At 60.8% G+C, this 16,510-nt stretch carries 12 protein-coding genes, 1 tRNA gene and 1 pseudogene; 4 read left to right on the top strand and 10 right to left on the bottom strand.

Annotation, left to right across the window (positions count from 1 at the left end):
• Positions 1-10 precede the first annotated feature (10 nt).
• Positions 11-784 carry an ABC transporter ATP-binding protein gene (locus JFT85_RS14375; RefSeq protein ID WP_053253869.1) on the bottom strand — a complete coding sequence of 258 codons (774 nt, stop codon included), beginning with the start codon at positions 782-784 and terminating at the stop codon, positions 11-13.
• Between the two features lie 555 nt (positions 785-1,339).
• Here JFT85_RS14375 and gabP point away from each other — a divergent pair.
• Entirely contained in the window at positions 1,340-2,731 is a 1,392-nt protein-coding gene (gabP, locus tag JFT85_RS14370; RefSeq protein WP_053253870.1) for a GABA permease, read from the top strand.
• 77 nt (positions 2,732-2,808) lie between these two features.
• On the opposite strand, the gene JFT85_RS14365 is transcribed toward gabP, so the two are convergent.
• Positions 2,809-3,222, bottom strand: a complete 414-nt coding sequence (locus JFT85_RS14365) for a hypothetical protein (RefSeq protein ID WP_053253871.1) — start codon at positions 3,220-3,222, stop codon at positions 2,809-2,811.
• Positions 3,223-3,226: 4 nt separating this feature from the next.
• Positions 3,227-4,203 (bottom strand): annotated as a pseudogene (locus JFT85_RS14360) (alpha/beta hydrolase family protein).
• Between the two features lie 163 nt (positions 4,204-4,366).
• Between JFT85_RS14360 and JFT85_RS14355 the strand changes: the two are divergent.
• Together JFT85_RS14355 and JFT85_RS14350 are read left to right on the top strand one after the other, a co-directional pair.
• The gene (locus JFT85_RS14355; RefSeq protein WP_078827620.1) at positions 4,367-5,332 is read left to right on the top strand and encodes an arsenic resistance protein; all 966 of its coding nucleotides are present in this window, start codon (positions 4,367-4,369) and stop codon (positions 5,330-5,332) included.
• A gap of 88 nt (positions 5,333-5,420) precedes the next feature.
• Complete coding sequence (locus tag JFT85_RS14350; RefSeq protein ID WP_201230019.1) at positions 5,421-7,028, top strand: ArnT family glycosyltransferase; 1,608 nt, start codon at positions 5,421-5,423, stop codon at positions 7,026-7,028.
• 20 nt (positions 7,029-7,048) lie between these two features.
• Here JFT85_RS14350 and JFT85_RS14345 read toward each other — a convergent pair whose 3' ends face one another.
• The 5 genes from JFT85_RS14345 to JFT85_RS14325 all read right to left on the bottom strand — a co-directional run bounded on the left by JFT85_RS14345 (position 7,049) and on the right by JFT85_RS14325 (position 11,617).
• Entirely contained in the window at positions 7,049-7,723 is a 675-nt protein-coding gene (locus JFT85_RS14345) for a hypothetical protein (RefSeq protein ID WP_053253875.1), read from the bottom strand.
• Between the two features lie 165 nt (positions 7,724-7,888).
• Positions 7,889-7,964 (bottom strand) — tRNA-Phe (locus JFT85_RS14340).
• Between the two features lie 103 nt (positions 7,965-8,067).
• Positions 8,068-8,340, bottom strand: coding sequence for an oxidative damage protection protein (locus JFT85_RS14335; protein WP_053253876.1), 273 nt, complete (start codon positions 8,338-8,340; stop codon positions 8,068-8,070).
• Positions 8,337-9,404, bottom strand: a complete 1,068-nt coding sequence (gene mutY, locus JFT85_RS14330; RefSeq protein WP_069550823.1) for an A/G-specific adenine glycosylase — start codon at positions 9,402-9,404, stop codon at positions 8,337-8,339. Before mutY ends, JFT85_RS14335 begins: the two co-directional genes overlap by 4 nt.
• On the bottom strand, positions 9,401-11,617 hold the full coding sequence (locus JFT85_RS14325; protein WP_201230017.1) for an AsmA family protein: 2,217 nt from the start codon (positions 11,615-11,617) through the stop codon (positions 9,401-9,403). Before JFT85_RS14325 ends, mutY begins: the two co-directional genes overlap by 4 nt.
• Positions 11,618-11,942: 325 nt before the next feature.
• Here JFT85_RS14325 and JFT85_RS14320 point away from each other — a divergent pair, with 325 nt between their 5' ends.
• On the top strand, positions 11,943-13,604 hold the full coding sequence (locus JFT85_RS14320; RefSeq protein WP_053253879.1) for an OFA family MFS transporter: 1,662 nt from the start codon (positions 11,943-11,945) through the stop codon (positions 13,602-13,604).
• A 51-nt stretch (positions 13,605-13,655) separates the two neighbouring features.
• Here JFT85_RS14320 and JFT85_RS14315 read toward each other — a convergent pair whose 3' ends face one another.
• A complete protein-coding gene (locus tag JFT85_RS14315) occupies positions 13,656-14,996 on the bottom strand; it encodes an HdeD family acid-resistance protein (protein ID WP_053253880.1) in 1,341 nt (446 codons plus the stop codon).
• A 43-nt stretch (positions 14,997-15,039) separates the two neighbouring features.
• Entirely contained in the window at positions 15,040-16,296 is a 1,257-nt protein-coding gene (locus tag JFT85_RS14310; RefSeq protein ID WP_073638823.1) for an MASE1 domain-containing protein, read from the bottom strand.
• Between the last annotated feature and the right edge of the window lie 214 nt (positions 16,297-16,510).

Genomic DNA, 16,510 nt, shown 5'->3' with positions numbered 1-16,510 from the left:
TGTTGCTCCGTTAGCGGTTGCTGGACATGAATTGTTTGCAGCGCGCCGAAAGCGGGTTTTCAAACACCTGCTGTGGCGATCCTTGCTCTTCGACCAGGCCCTGGTGCAGGAACACCACTTCACTGGAAACCTGCCGGGCGAAGCCCATTTCATGGGTGACCAGCAGCATGGTGCGGCCCTCTTCGGCCAGCGCGCGGATCACATTAAGTACTTCCTGGACCATTTCCGGGTCAAGCGCCGATGTTGGCTCGTCGAACAGGATGACCTTGGGCTGCATCGCCAGGGTGCGCGCAATCGCCGCGCGTTGTTGCTGGCCACCGGACAGTTGCGCCGGGTAGGCGTGGCGTTTATCGCTGATGCCGACCTTGGCCAGCAGGGCTTCGGCCACTTCTATCGCTTCTGCCTTGCTCTGGCCGAGCACACGGCGGGGCGCCTCGATGATGTTGTCGAGGATGCTCATGTGCGGCCACAGGTTAAAGTTTTGAAACACAAAACCGATTTCGCTGCGCAGGCGGTTGATCTGTTTGCCGTCGGCGGCCATCAGCTCGCCGTTCTTTGCAGCCTTGAGCTTGAGCTCCTCACCGGCGACCAGGATCTGACCCTGGTGCGGGTTTTCCAGCAGGTTGATGCAGCGCAGGAATGTGGACTTGCCGGAACCGGAGGAACCCAGGATCGAGATCACGTCGCCGTCGCGAGCGGTCAGCGAGATACCTTTAAGTACCTCCAGCTCACCATAGCGTTTGTGCAAGTTGCGGATTTCAAGCGCGGGCGCGGCCTGGGCCATGTGCGGTCCTCATTGTGTTCAGTGCGTTCTTGCTGTTGGGCTGCCTTCCTGGCGAGGCGCCAAGCTAGCATAGCGTTCAGATGGCAGCCAACAGCGCTACGGACGGTTAACGGGTGGTGTGCGGCAGGGTGTCGCATCGGCACAGCAGTGTGTCGCGCCATCAACAACCTAACAGACGTTTGAACCCGATAAATCCACAGGCTTCGCGTAAAAAAGGGCGCGATGGTGCCAGCTTTGGCCGGGTGTTGGAAGGGTTAACCGGGCAAACGGTCCATATCGGCCCTGTATTGGAGCGTCACGTACTTTTCGTGTGTGTTTTTGGTGCGCGCAGGTGTCTTGAAAGTGGGTCGCACGGTAACGCTATAGCGGAATGCCATTGTTCTCAATGACTTGCGATGACTGATCAATTGTCCTACAGCCCGCGTCAATCGCGACCTTGTAACATTTTGGCGCAAATCTTGCGTAAAAAATAAAGAACGCCCCGTTGGTTTCTTTTCACGAGAAGGATCGCAGGTCGGGCGGACCGTTTTCGCAATTCCTCGCAAAGGTGTGTCAATGAGTAGTACGCAAAGCTCCAATGACCTCGAACAGGGGCTCAAACCGCGTCACGTCACCATGCTGTCGATTGCCGGCGTTATTGGTGCCGGTTTGTTTGTCGGCTCCGGCCACGCGATTGCTGCCGCCGGCCCTGCAGTGCTGCTGGCTTATGCGGCTGCCGGTACGCTGGTGGTGTTGGTGATGCGCATGCTCGCCGAAATGGCGGTGGCTTCGCCGGACACCGGTTCATTCTCCACCTACGCTGACCGCGCGATCGGTCACTGGGCCGGTTTCACCATCGGCTGGTTGTACTGGTGGTTCTGGGTGTTGGTGATTCCGTTGGAAGCCAACGCGGCCGCGACCATCCTTCATGCCTGGTTCCCGAATGTGGCGATCTGGGCGTTTACCTTGATCATCACCTTGCTGCTGACAGCGACCAACCTGTTCAGCGTGAAAAACTATGGTGAGTTCGAGTTCTGGTTTGCACTGATCAAAGTCGTGGCAATCGTGGGCTTTGTGATTCTTGGTCTGGCTGCCATTTTCGGCTTCCTGCCGACCAGCCAGGTCAGCGGCGTTTCCCACCTGTTTGATACGCAGGGCTTCATGCCCAACGGCATGGGCGCGGTGTTGGCAGCAATCCTGACCACCATGTTCTCCTTCATGGGCACCGAGATCGTCACCATCGCCGCAGCGGAATCGAAGAACCCGGGCCAGCAAATCACCAAGGCCACCAACTCCGTGATCTGGCGGATTGGTTTGTTCTACCTGCTGTCGATCTTCATCGTTGTGTCCCTGGTGCCATGGAACGACCCGACCCTGGCGGCCGTAGGTTCCTACCAGACCGTGCTGGAACGCATGGGCATTCCGAACGCCAAGTTGATCGTCGACCTGGTGGTGTTGGTTGCCGTGACCAGTTGCCTCAACTCGGCGCTGTACACCGCTTCGCGCATGTTGTTCTCCCTGGGCCGTCGCGGTGACGCACCGGCTGTGGCCAAGCGCACCAACAAGAGCGGCACGCCTTACTGGGCGGTGATGTTGTCGACTGGCGCGGCGTTCCTGGCGGTATTCGCCAACTACGTGGCCCCGGCGGCAGTGTTCGAATTCCTGCTGGCCAGTTCCGGCGCCATTGCGTTACTGGTGTACCTGGTCATTGCGGTGTCGCAACTGCGCATGCGCCAGAAGCGCACGGCAGCGGGCGAGAAGATTGTCTTCAAGATGTGGCTGTTCCCTGGCCTGACCTACGCGGTGATGGTGTTCATCGTGGGTACGCTGACAATCATGCTGTTCCAGGAAGCGCACCGGGTCGAGATCATTGCGACCGGGATCCTGAGCTTGCTGGTGGTGTTGGCGGGGTTGTATGTGTCGAGCCGTCGCAAGGCGCAAAGGGCCGGTGCTGCAGTGCTCAATTGATGTGACGCGTGCTGCTTCTGCAGCACGCCATCCACCCTGTGGGAGCGGGCTTGCCCGCTCCCACCTTTTGTTTTGGATCAGTCTTGTGCGCCAATCAGCGCTTGGGACGCGGCAACATAATCGGCCTGGAATTGCGGCGACTCGACCCACGCCAGCGCCGCGGCTTCATCCTCGGTATCCGTCGCCCATTGCCGATACTCGATCAGCGCCGCCAGGATAAAGTCGGTCGCCTCTTCCTCACCTTCCTGCTCCAGCACCACCGCCAGCAACGGGTGCGCCAGGAACACCGCACACAGTGCCTGCTGGCTGGTCTCGCCTGCGGTGCGCATTTCGACAAACAACTCGGTTAAATCCACGGACTCAAGGTCAATGCGGCTGTCGTCGCCTGCGAACGCATCCGGCTTGGTCGCAACGGCGCGCTGGGTACGGTTTTGCTTGGCCTTGGCCTTGGCCCGGTGGGCACGTTTTTGCTGCTTGTTCGGCGAGGCCATGGGCTCAACGTCCTTGGGTTCTGGATCTGGGTGGCGTATTGAAGCGCAGGTTGGGGCAAATCCCAAGGGTTTCTAGACGCGCTGGCCGGGTGTGCCTTGCGCCAGTGCGCCGTGTTGCAGCCACTTCAGCGCAATTGGCCACAGCCGGTCCTGATAATCGCTGCGGAAGAAGGCGAAATGCCCGACGGCGGTTTCGCCAATGTCTTGCGGAGCAATCCGCAGATGAGTGCGCTCGCTGCTATCGAAATAGCTCAGCAACCGCTCGATGGCCGCTACCGTGCCAAAGGGGTCATCGGTGATGCTGATGGCCAGCAGTTGCGCGTTCACGCGGCTGAAGGGCAACTCACCCAAGGTGCGCCCGCTGGGTCGCGTCTCGTACCTGGGCGTGGGCGTGCCCCAGTCGCGCACCACACCGGCCGGCGTATCTTCCAGCCAGCCCAGTCGTTTACCGGGGAAATACCCGCACAGCGCCGTCACCAACGGCATCAGCACATGCCATTTGCCGACCATGCGCCAACGTCCGTTCGCTGCGTAATCGCGCCAATACGCAAACTGCGCGCCGACCGTCACGATTCGCCGAATCACCGCGCCAGAGGCGCCCAACCCCGCCGCGCAGCCACCAAAACTGTGGCCGACCACATCAATCGGCTGCCCGGCAAACTCCCGTTGTGCGCGCTGCAACATCGCTTCGAAATCCAGCACGCCCCAATCCGACCACGACGCCTTGAACCCGCGCAACGAGCCCTGGCGGGATTCGCCGATGCCACGGTAGTCGTAAGTGATGACGTCGAAGCCGTTGGCGAACAGGTAGTCGGCGAAGCGTGAATAGTGGCGGCAACGTACCGAGGTGGCGGCGTTGATGATGACGACCGGGCGTGTCGGGTCGGTTCTGATATGGCGCCAGGTGAAGCCGCTGACAGGGTAGCCATCGGCAGCCGGCTCGCGAAAAGCTTCTGGGGCAGGTCGGGTGGGCATGTTCATGGGGCGGCTCGATCCTCACGCTTTGGGCTTGGGAGCCGTGCGCTTTTATAAGCATCCGAAACTAACAAATTTAGCCCGCCATGCGCGCAGGAAATTTTCGAGGCTCGACCTGAGCGCCCGCGGTGCTTAGGCTGGCGGTCTATTGAGCAGCCAGAGTCAGCCCATGACCCGCGACACCCTTGAGCACAACCAGATCCCTGTGTACTTTGCCGCCGTCTTGCTGGCGGCGGCATTCGGTGTGCTTGCGCCTTCGTCGGCCCAGGGCCTTGGCGTGCTGGTCACGCCCGCCATCGCCGTGCTGATGTACGCCATGTTCCTGCAAATTCCATTTCTGGATCTGCGCCAGGGCCTGGGTAACAAGCGTTTCATCTCGGCTTTGCTGTTGGCCAATTTCATCCTGGTGCCGTTGCTGGTGTGGGCGTTGACCCGTGGTCTGGTGGAGCGCCCGGCCTTGCTGGTGGGCGCCTTACTGGTGTTGCTGACGCCATGTATCGACTACGTGGTGGTGTTTACCCATATCGGCAAAGGCGACTCGCGGGGGATGTTGGCGGCGACGCCCGTGCTGTTGTTGCTGCAGTTAGCGTTGTTGCCGGTGTACCTGAGTTTCATGCTGGGCGCGCAGTCCGCCGTGGTGGTAGCGGCCGGGCCGTTTGTCGAGGCGTTCCTGTGGTTGATCGTGCTGCCGATGGTCCTGGCGGTGCTGACGACTTCTCTGGCACGGCGCTCAAGGGTCATCAACCTGTGGAACAGTGCCTGGGCCTGGTTGCCGGTGCCGGCGATGGCGCTGGTGCTGTTTGTGGTCATCGGCTCGCAGATCACCTCGGTGGTGCGCGATATCGCGTCGTTGTTGCCGGTGATTCCGGTCTACGTCGGCTTCCTGTTACTGGCGCCATTGATGGGCGCGTTGGCTGCACGGCTGTTCGCCTTGCCGGCCGTCACTGCGCGGGCGGTCACGTTCAGTGCGTCGACCCGCAACTCCCTGGTGGTATTGCCGCTGGCGCTGGCCTTGCCCGAAGACGTGCGCGGGCTGGCTGCGACGGCGGTGATTCTGCAAACCCTGATTGAGCTGATGGGCGAGCTGCTCTACATCCGGCTGATTCCCGCGCTGGTCTGGCGCGCCGGTCGCTAGATCCATAAATATTCGGGTTTGTTCAGCCGCTATTCAGGGGCAGAGTCGGCACCATGGAGAGGGCGCACCCTACCTGAAAGGACATTCAATGGATCACCGCAGTCGTTTTCGCCTGGAGTCCCTGGGCATTTTTCTGATCGCTTTATTACTGTTTACGTTGGGTGTCTGGGACGAACAACCCCAAGGATTTGACGGGCGCTGGGCGTTGTTCATGCAGGAGATGTTTCGCCACGGCGCGAGCCTTTTCCCCACCACCTACGGGCAGCCGTATCCCGACTACCCGGGCACCGCCACCTTCTTCAGTTTCGTATTTGCGCGCCTGTTCGGTGCGCCGAACCATCTCGCGAATGTCCTGCCGACAGCACTTGCTTCGGCGGGCGTGATCGCCCTGATCTATCGCCTGCTGGCGCCGTCCAGCCGGCCCTGGGCGTTGCTGACGGTGTTGCTCACGTTACTCACCACCCAGCTGCTCGATAAGTCACGTTCGGTGTGCCTGGACCTGATGGTCGCGCTGTTATGCGTGGGCAGTTTCTACCTGCTGCACAGTGGCGAGCGCCTGGGGTCGCGCGTCAGGCAGCTGGCCGTATTCCCGTTGTTTGTGTTGGCGTTTGCGATTCGCGGGCCATTGGGGCTGATCGAGGTCTGCGGTGTGGTGTGCGTGTACTGGGCGCTGGGCCGGCCGGGGGAGCGGGTTAAGCAGGTGCTGATCCACGGCGTTGTGGGCTTGGCGCTGCTCGTGGCCTGCTGGTGGGTGTTGATGAAACTGGCGCGGTTCAGCGGTGGCGATGCGTTTGCCGATGACGTGTTCAGGATGCAGGTCAGCGGGCGGCTCGATGAGAGTGGCGAGCCGTTCTACTTCTACTTCAAGCTGAGTTTGTACCGGTACTTCCCGGTGGTGCCGCTGGCGCTGGCGACCTTGATTGCGCTGCGCAATCGCTGGTCTGAGCGATGGGTCAATGACGACGTGCAGTTGGTGGTGCGGCTGGGGGCGTGTGGCTTGATGATTTTGCTCGGGCTGTCGGTGCCGCACTTCAAACGCGCTTACTACATTTTGCCGATGGTGCCGATGTTTGCCGCTGTCGCCGCCTATGGGCTGCTCCAGGCGCAAAACTGGCTGGTCGGCGTGCGCCGCTGCTACGAAGTGCTTGTCGCGGCGCTACCGGCGTTGTGCGTGGTTGTCCTGTTGGTGTGTCGGTCCAGTTGGCAAAAACACGGTTACTGGCCTGATGTTTCGTTGCCGCTGTTGATCGGCGCGTGGGTGATTCTGCAAGGGGCGGCGTTGATTGCCTGGCGTCGGGCAGTGCGCCTGGTGTGGCTCAGCCTGATTGCACTGGTGGCGCAGTGGTTACTGCTGGTGGTGGTGATAGAGCCGTCCAAGGACCTGCAGTTCGACACGCATAATTTCGTCAGCCAAGTGGAGACGCTGCGTGCGTCGCAGCCAGGGCCGCTGGTATTTGTCGACCTCGGCCGCGACACCTGGGCGATACGCTACATGATGAACCTTACGCACGATGAGCAACCGCTGTTCGTGGCAGGGAACGAGCCTGAGAAGCTGCTCACCTTGCCGCGGCCATCCTGGGTGATCGTGCCGCGCAAAGAGGCCGCGCTGCTCAAGGGCACACCGATGCAGCAGCAGGCGCCAGACTTCGAAGGGCGCTTGAACGACAACCCGCTGATGGTGTTTTTACTTAAGTAAGGCCGGCGATCCAGGGCGGGCTATTTGCACTGGTAGCCCTCGGGCATCGTAACGGTGTAGTTGCGGTGCACGCGGTCCTGGAAATTCAGGTTCTGCAGGCCTTGCTCCACCAGGAAGGTTTCAATCTTGGCGGCCTGGCAGTCTTCGTTGTAGGACATCGCCCGGAGCAGGTACACCGCGCGCCTGCTGACTTCATCCCGCGCAGTGGCGGTGAAGGTGGTGAGCGTGGTGTAGCCGGTTCGCTCGGAAGTGCCCACCGGACCATAGGTGGTGTTTGGCTTGCTGGTGCAGGTCAACTGGTCGTCTTTTTTCTTGTTTTTCTTGCACTGGGTGGTCGTGCTGGTGGGCACCTGGCCGTAGTCGGTGGCGGTGTAGCGGTAAGTGACCTGCCGGCTGTCGACATCAAGGGTGACGGTCATTTTGATCGGTGCATGGTGCTTGGGGAGGGTCGTGTCGGTAAACACTTCCCGAAAGCCCTGGTCCTTCATGGCATTGACCATGTCCCGCAGGTAGTAGCGGGCATTCAGCGTGCTTTGCGCACTGCCGCCCACGGACGTCGTCACCAGTACCGTGGCCTGTCGATCAAAGTGATAGTCCGGATCCGGTGTCGCGTCGATCGAGACGTCCATTTGCGTGGCGCATCCACTGAGCAGCGCCGTCAGCAGCAACAGCGCGCAGAACAAGTAACGGGTCATCAAATAACTACCTTGCAACAGAAAATTCAGTAACAGCTAAACGAATCAGCCTTGCGATAAATAACCCCGGGCGGGGACAGGGATGAGCGTCGCCCGGCAACCACCAAATCGCAGGCAATAAAAAACCCCAAGGAATCATCTTCGCTTGGGGTTTTTCGGTATTAGTGGTGCCCAGAGACGGAATCGAACCGCCGACACGGGGATTTTCAATCCCCTGCTCTACCGACTGAGCTATCTGGGCAACGGGGCGCATTAAACTGGTTTTTCAGGGGGTCGTCAAGCAAGTTTTCAAAAAATATTTAATTATTACCGTCGCTTACGTGCCGACCCCGGGTTTTGATCAATTATTGAGCAGGCGGCACGTAACCGTCGGCCTTGGCGTAATCCTCGCCGGAAAAGAACTTATCCATTTCGCCGGCCAGGTATTTGCGATCTTCACCGTTCATCATGTTCAGGCGTTTTTCGTTGATCAGCAGGGTCTGGTGTTTCAGCCAGTCGCCCCAGGCTTTGGCGGAGACATGGTCGAAAATGTCCTGACCTTTGGCACCCGGGTACGGCGGGCGTTCGAGGCCTGGCAATTCTTCTTTGTACTTGCGGCACATGATGGTGCGGGTCATGACGGAACTCCTGCGTTCAATACTTCAGCCGCGCGCTTCAGCAGTTTTTTAACCGGGGCGGCAAGGCCCAGGCGCGGCGGGGTGGCGAGGTTATACCAGAGCCAGTCGGCCTCGGCCACGTGATGGGCGGATTCCTCGACCTGCACCAGCCAGGGCTCAATTGCCAGCTGGAAGTGGCTGAACGTGTGGATCAGCCCCGGCAGTGCCTGTGGGTCGCCCAGCGCCAGTGAGTGCTGGTTGGCCAGGTGTTCCAGGTCGTCGAGGTCATCCAGTTCCGGCAAGCTCCACAAACCGCCCCAGAGGCCCGTGGACGGGCGGCGATAAAGCAGAATCGCACCGTCGGCATTGGCCAGCATCGGCATCAGCGTGCGCTTCTGCGGGATGGTTTTGCGCGGCTTGGGGATCGGGTAGCGCGTCTCCAGGCCGAGCATATGGGCTTCGCAGCTTTTTTCCAGTGGGCACAACAGGCAGCTGGGCTTGCTGCGGGTGCAGAGCGTGGCGCCCATGTCCATCATCGCCTGGGTGTAGGCGTTGACGCGATCGTGTGGCGTGAAGCGCTCAGCGGTCGCCCAGAGCTGCTTGGCGACCTTGGGCTCGCCTGGGTAGCCCTCCTGCGCGGTAAAGCGCGCCAGCACGCGCTTGACGTTGCCGTCGAGGATCGGCGCACGCAGGCCCATGCTCAGGCTGGCGATGGCGCCGGCAGTGGACAGGCCGATGCCGGGCAATTCGGTGAGCTTCTCGACATCCCTTGGGAACTCACCCGCGTACTCGGCGACGATAATCCTCGCGGTCTTCTGCAGGTTGCGTGCGCGGGTGTAGTAACCCAGGCCGGTCCACAGGTGCAGCACTTCGTCTTCCGGCGCGGCAGCCAGCGCTTCGACCGTCGGCAGCGAGGCCATGAAACGGTCGAAATAGTTGAGCACAGTGCTGACCTGAGTCTGTTGCAGCATGATCTCCGAGACCCACACCCGGTAAGGCGTGATGCCCTGTTGCCAGGGCAGGTCATGGCGACCGTGGCGGTCGTACCAATCCAGCACCGCCTGTGAAAACTGCTCGTTTCTCATCGTTTGAACAGGCCCTTCAGAGCGTCTTTCAACTGTGGGTTGACCTTGTCGAGCTTCTCTTCAAGTTTATCGCTGAGCTTGTTGCCGGCCGCCTTGATGGCGACTTGCGTCAAGCCGTCCTTGTCCAGGCGGCACGCCTTGGCGCCCAGCTCCAGCGGGCCACGGCAGCGCAGCGGCACTTCGATGCCCTGGAAATTGCTGCCGACCTGGCAGGCCGGGTCCGGCACGTCGCGCTGGTCGCCTTCGACGATGATGCCGACGCGGTAATCCATGCCCAGCACGCGCAGGTCGACGTCACCGTTGCCGTTGACGGTCAGGCCGGGGATGCGCACTTTGAGATCAGGGTTACTGGCCACGCCGTTACGGAAGGTCAGGTTGCCGCGCAGTTCCTGGAACGGCGTGTCCTTGCCTTGTGGCGTGTTGCTCAAGGTCTTGCGGTTGAGCAGGGCGATGCCGGTGCACAGTTGCTGTTCAATGTTGGCGTTGAGCAGCGCGCCGTTATTGATCACAAAACTGGCGGTGCCATTGAGGCTGTCGATCAGCGCCTTCTGGCTATTGCCACGGCCGGTGAGGTTGCTATCAAGGGTGATTTGGCCTTTCACCGGCGGATTTTGCCCCTGAGCCTGCAGGATGCGCTCAACCGGTACTTGCTTGATGTGGGTTTGCAGCGCCAACACCGGGATGTCCTGGCGCACATCGAGTGTGCCGTTGGCCTGGAAGCTGCCGTTGTAGAGGCCGCCGCTCAGGCTGTCGAGCTTGAGCTGGCCATCGATGCCGGAGGCTTTGAGTCCCGCATTCTGGATCGGCAGTTTGCTCAGGGTCAGTTGGCCGAAGGCCAGGTCGGCGTTCACGTCCAGCGTGCGCAGGCGGGTCAGCGGCAGCAGCTTGTCGGTGCTCCACGCGCCTTTGGTCGGTGCCTCCGGCAGCGGTGTGGTGCCACCGGCGGCCATGGCGCCGGCTTCGCTGTTCTGCACTTCGGCCTGGCGTGCGGCGCTCGCGCCTTTGGCGGCTTCGGACTTGGCCGGCAAGTAGTTGTCGGCGTTGAACGTGTCGCCCTTGAGCTGAACGCGCAGGGATTGCTTGGCAAAGTCATCGACCGCGATGCGACCGGTGAAGGTGCTGCCATCGAGTTTCACGTTCAGGTCTTCCAGGGCCACGCTGGTGGGCGAGCCCTTGAGACGGCTGACCAGTTCAACCTTGCTCAGGCTGCCTTCGGCCATGGCCGGCAGCGGATGGCCGACGCTGTCGAGGAACTTGGCCAGGTCAAACTGGGCAATGGACAAGGCACCGCTGAGTTGCGGGGTTTTGTCCAGGTTGTTGACCTTCAGTTCGCCCAGCGCGCGCAGCTGGTTGGCGGAGAGTTTCAAGTTGGTCCATTCGGCGATGTTGGCCGCCAGGTCCACCAGCAATTGGCCCTGGGTGGAGAAGGTGACGGTCTTGCCTTGCAGCGGCTCGCCGGTGACTTCGCCGCTGAGCTTCATGTCTTCGAACTGGTAGCGCTTGAGGGCGTTCTGGATGCGCAGGTTACCGTTGAGCTCGGTCTTGACGCGCAACAGCGGCTGGTTGCTGCCCAGGAAGGCGGTGAGCTTGAGTGGAATGCTCGCGCCTTCGTGCACGGCGCCGGCGCTCAACTGGATGCTTTCGGCGCTGTATTGCTTGCCGGTCTGCTCATCGTTGTATTCAACGCGGGCGTTGTTGATGGTCAGGCTGTCGATGTCCAGGCGGATCGGCTTCGGCGGCTTTTCCGGTTCCGGTTCGGCCGGCGTTTGCACGGGGGCGGGCGCTGGCGCATCGGCGCTGGCGACCGGCACGTTCTTGCCGATGTCTTCCCAGTTGCCATGGCCCTGCTTGTCGCGGTTGAGGCGCAGGTTCAGGCCTTCGACCCGCACATCGCTCATCTGCACTTCGCGGCGCAGCAGCGGCAGCACGCGCACCGACAGGCCGAGCATTTGCAGGTCGGCGAACGGTTGGGTGGGGGTGGTCAGGGTCGCCACGCTGGCTTCGTGCAATTCCAGGCCTAGCCAGGGGAACAGGCTCCAGCCGATATCGCCATTGAGCGTCAGCTCGATGTGGGCCTTGTCGCGGGCAATCTGGCGAATCTCGTCTTTGTAATCGTTGGGATCGAAGAGGTGGGTCAGGGCAAAGCCCAGGGCCACAATGATCAGCAACAGCCCGAGAAGTACCAGACCCAGGATTTTGCCGAACGCTTTCATGGGCGAGTCCTTGTATGTCGATTTCAAAATTTAGCCGCAGAGTATAACGCCCGAAGGCTTACGTCAGTTCACGCATCGTTACATTGTATCTGGCGTCGGCAAAATCGGATTTTGTCGCCGAACAGACCAGATTGCGTGAAAAAGGTGATGTCAGTTTGGTTTTTCTGTCACTCACTGGTGCTAATCTTCGCGAGTTCGTCTGTCGTCTGCGACACAACGTCGCGTTTATAAGGAAGCTTTACTCAAAACAACGGCCACGCTTTGCGTGCAAGGCCGAGGGAGAGAGCGCCTGACGGACACATACTAATAACTGGGGGAAACACCAATGAGCACTAGCACTGCGGCGAGCAGTCATGCCGCACAGCCTGCGTTCCTGTCCAAGGAGCGCATTATCGCCAAGCCGGGTTTCAACCGCTGGCTGGTTCCACCGGCCGCCCTGGCCATCCACCTGTGTATCGGCATGGCCTACGGGTTCTCGGTATTTTGGTTGCCACTGTCCAAGGCGCTGGGTATCACCGCACCGGTCGCCTGTGCGCCGGACATGAGTTTCATCGCGCAAGTCTTCTCCTCCCAATGCGACTGGCCCATCTCCATGCTGGGCTGGATCTACACCCTGTTCTTCATCTTCCTGGGTTGCTCGGCAGCCATTTGGGGCGGTTGGCTTGAACATGCCGGGCCACGCAAGGCCGGCGTTGTTTCGGCGCTGTGCTGGTGTGGCGGCCTGTTGATCTCGGCATTGGGTGTCTACACCCACCAGATCTGGCTGATGTGGATCGGCTCCGGCGTGATTGGCGGTATCGGTCTGGGCCTGGGTTATATCTCGCCCGTGTCGACCCTGATCAAGTGGTTCCCGGACAAGCGCGGCATGGCCACCGGCATGGCGATCATGGGCTTCGGCGGCGGCGCGATGGTGGGGGCACCTTTGGCCGCAGCGCTGATGGGCCACTTCGCCTCGCCGACCAGCGTGGGTGTGTGGCAGAGCTTCGTGGTCATGGCCGTGATCTACTTTGTGTTCATGATCGGTGGTGCCTTGTCGTACCGCGTGCCGCCAACCGGCTGGAAGCCTGAGGGCTGGACTGCCCCGGCGAAAAAAGCCAGCAATGCGATGATTACCCATCGTCACGTTCACGTAAGTGTGGCGTGGAAAACCCCGCAATTCCGTTTGGTATGGCTGGTACTGTGCCTGAACGTGTCCGCGGGTATCGGTATTCTCGGCATGGCTTCGCCACTGCTTCAGGAAGTGTTCGGTGGCAAGTTGCTAGGCAATGGGCTGACGTTCGGTCAGCTGGATGCAGGGCAATTGGCGTCGATCGCCGCCATCGCAGCGGGTTTTACCGGTTTGTTGAGCCTGTTCAACATCGGTGGCCGGTTCTTCTGGGCGTCGTTCTCCGACTACCTGGGCCGTAAAAATACCTACTTCGTGTTCTTCGCCCTGGGTTTTGCCCTGTACGCGCTGATTCCGAACCTCGGTCACCTGGGCAACGTAGCGCTGTTCGTGGCGGCGTTCTGCATCATCCTGTCGATGTACGGCGGTGGTTTTGCGACCGTCCCGGCTTACCTGGCCGACCTGTTCGGCACCCAAATGGTCGGTGCGATCCACGGTCGCCTGCTGACCGCCTGGGCTGCGGCGGGCGTGTTGGGCCCGGTGCTGGTGAACTACCTGCGTGAGTATCAGTTGAGCATCGGCGTTGAACGCGCGGCGGCCTACGACATCACCTTGTACATCCTCGCGGGCCTGTTGGTGCTGGGCTTCATCTGCAACCTGCTGGTGCGCCCGGTGGCCGACAAGTACTTCATGACGGACGCAGAACTGGCCGCCGAACAGGCGCTGGGCCATGACAAAGGCGCTGACGCCAGCACTTCGCTGGAGTGGAAGGCTTCGTCTGGCAGCGTGCCAATGGCTGTCGCGGCGTGGCTGGTGGTGGGCATTCCGTTGGCGTGGGGTGTGTGGGTGACCCTGCAGAAGACGGCCGTACTGTTCCACTGATACCCGGTTTCCCGGTGCCCGCTCATGCAAGGTGAGCGGGCGTCGGGCACTTTAGTCCTGCTTCTTGTCAGGCAACGACCGGGCTGAAGAGCCTCGCCATGGAATGCGTTGAAACCAGGGGCGCGGCACCGGGTGAACAATCACCCGCAAGGCACGTGCATAGTCCATGACCAGGCCGGGTGTCCATGCCATGGTCATGGCGCGCTTGCGCACTTGCGCGGCAATCCACAACTCAGGCATGAGCAAGGTCTGCAGGACCGAGCGCCAGCGCCGGGACCGCTCTGACAACACGCCATCCATCGATGCTTCCAACGCAAAGGCCACGCTGCTGGAACAGTTGCGGTAGGTCAGGTTGTAGGTGGCCTGTTGGCGATAGTTATTCGAGAACTCAATCAGCGCTTTGCGGCTGTACTGGTGAAAAATGATCTTGCGATCCGAGTCGCACCAGTTGGCCACTTCAGTGGCGTAGTCCGGCTGGAATGTGCCGGGCACGTCGTTGTTGCGCGTGGCCTTGAGGATGCGGAAGAACTCCGCCGGGGAGCGATCGATGTCCGCGACCGGGTACAGGCTCAGGTACACCGAGGGCGACAGCTCAAGCGCTGCGTGCCCGGTGGAAATCACGCCTTGTTCATCCACCGCCGCAATGTAGCGGTTGATGATCGGGCGAGGGATCGTCGTTGCGCCGGCGGTGCCTTCCGGCGTCCAGATGTGCACGATCAGCGGGTCCTGCAAGTCAGGCGCGTGTTCCTGGCGCGGCTCCAGCGGTTTTTGCGGTGGCAGCTTCTTGAAGTCCGACAGCAGATCCCGTGGCTCAAGCAGTTCGAACGTTGACGTGCCGTCGCGCAATCGCCTCACGCGATGCGCAATGCGCACCGTGTTGAAGCCGCTGACGATCATCAATGCACCGAGGAAAAACGACACCGTTGCACTGAGGGCGATGGGATAAGGGCTGACCAGCAACCCCGCGAACGCCAACTGAGCGACGCCGCTGATCAACGACGATCGCCAGTGCGGGAACCTGACCACCCAGGCCGAGCTGATGGTCAGCAAGCCGATCACGAAGTAAGTCAGGCCAAAGATGATCGCCAGCAGCAGGTGGCTATAGATATTGTTCGCAAGAATCAGCACGGCGACGAAGAAGAAAATCCCGCCCTTGAAATACAGGACTGCCCGCTGAGAACCCACGCCGCTGGCGGCCACGCTGAGGGTGACAATGCTTTCCAGCAGCAGCATCAAACCGAATGCGCGCATCGGAAAGTACAGTGCGCCATCCAGGCCGTCGTACATCACGCCCAGGCCCAGCGAGCCCCACAGAATGCCGGCCAGGCCGAGAATCCAGAATTTGGAACGCACGAACTCAACGCCGAACAGCAGTAAAGCAATCTGAATCATTAGGTACCCCTACAGGGAAAAGCAGGCTGTCACAGGCGAACGTTCAGGCATAGCGGCCGCTTTGCCAGTTGCCGACAATCACTTGGCCATGGGCATCACGCAGGGCGCCGGGGCTTTGGTCATAAAGGGTCAGCCATTCACCATTGCCCTTGTCGATGCGAAAGGCCAACGACGCAGCGCGGGTATGTGTTTCCGGCGACCAGTGGCGTTTGAGGCTGTCGCGGTCCTCTGGGTGTACGCGCTCCAGGACCTGCTGCACGGTGTGCAGGGGCGCGGCACCCACATCCAGCAGCGTTTCAAGGTTGTCGTCCCAGAGAATTTCCCCGGTTCCCGGGTGCAGTTGGTACATCACACCGCTGCCCGCCAAGCGCCCGGTCTGCAGGTCATAAGGTTGGGCGGATTGCCTCATCAAGCGGATTACCAACACCAGCAATGCCGTGATGGACAGGTAACTTTGTGCAAGCAGCAACGGCTCGCCTTCCAACAGACCGTGCACATAAAACGGCCCGGTCTTCTGGTCGGTGAAATTGACCACGATACTGCCCAGCACCAGTAGCGCGATCGAGCCGCCAGGGCTGCGCCACGTGATGCAAACGGCGAGGGTGAGGGCGATGGGCAGGCAGGCCAGGATGAAATACGCCGCTGCGCCGGCGTCGGAGCCCAGCCTGTCGATGAGCCAGAGCGGTGTCGCCCCGAAAACGTACCAGGTGTTCAATCCCAGCAGCAGCAACCATACCCCGCCGGCCAGCCTCGTGCGCAGGCGAGCAGGAAAGTCGCGCAGGTTGCTGTTGAGTAGATTCATCACCACCACGGTGGAAAAGAACACGCCGTTCATGCCCGACATCCAGTTGGTCAAGAATGTGTTGGGTGAAACTTCGCCGGCCAGCATCTGCCAGCCTTTCCTGAGCAGTGCCAGGGCGCAGCAAACGGCCAAGGTCGCCAGCAACCAGAGCAAAATGGCATGCAGTTCGTCGCCACGCCGAGCGAAGCGCCGAACGAACCAGGCAATCGCAACAGAGCCTGACAGTGCCATCGCGGAAAGCGTCGCGGCGGCCGGCAGATGTTGCCAGCCGTGTTTATCCAGCAGTAGCCGTGCGACCAGAAACACCGCAAACAACATCGGCCACTCAGCGCGTCGCGAGCTGAGGAACGCCGACACGGAAATACCCGCCGGGAACCAGATAATCGCCATCTGCGAGACGGGATCTTCAAAGGCCAGCGACACCACGCCGGTCACGTAGTAGGTCACCGCCCACAGGAGGAGGACGCCGCTGCGCTGCAAGACTGTCGGTATCGTCATGGTTGAATATTCATTCGGTTTTAAACATTGCGCCCATATTACCGCGAAGCTGCCGGCGGCATCGGGTAAATGCGCTGGGTGCACCATCCTGGGGCGGCCACTTGTATGCACATGTCTATCCTCGACACTCCATCAGTCTTATGCCCTTCGATGTTTCTGTTTGGCGCCCGCGCCCCTATAATGGCTGCCTTTTTCGCCCAATGATTTTGCGGAG

Source organism: Pseudomonas sp. TH04 (assembly GCF_016651355.1).
GTDB lineage: Bacteria > Pseudomonadota > Gammaproteobacteria > Pseudomonadales > Pseudomonadaceae > Aquipseudomonas > Aquipseudomonas fluorescens.
This window is presented reverse-complemented; position numbering and strand designations above follow the sequence as displayed.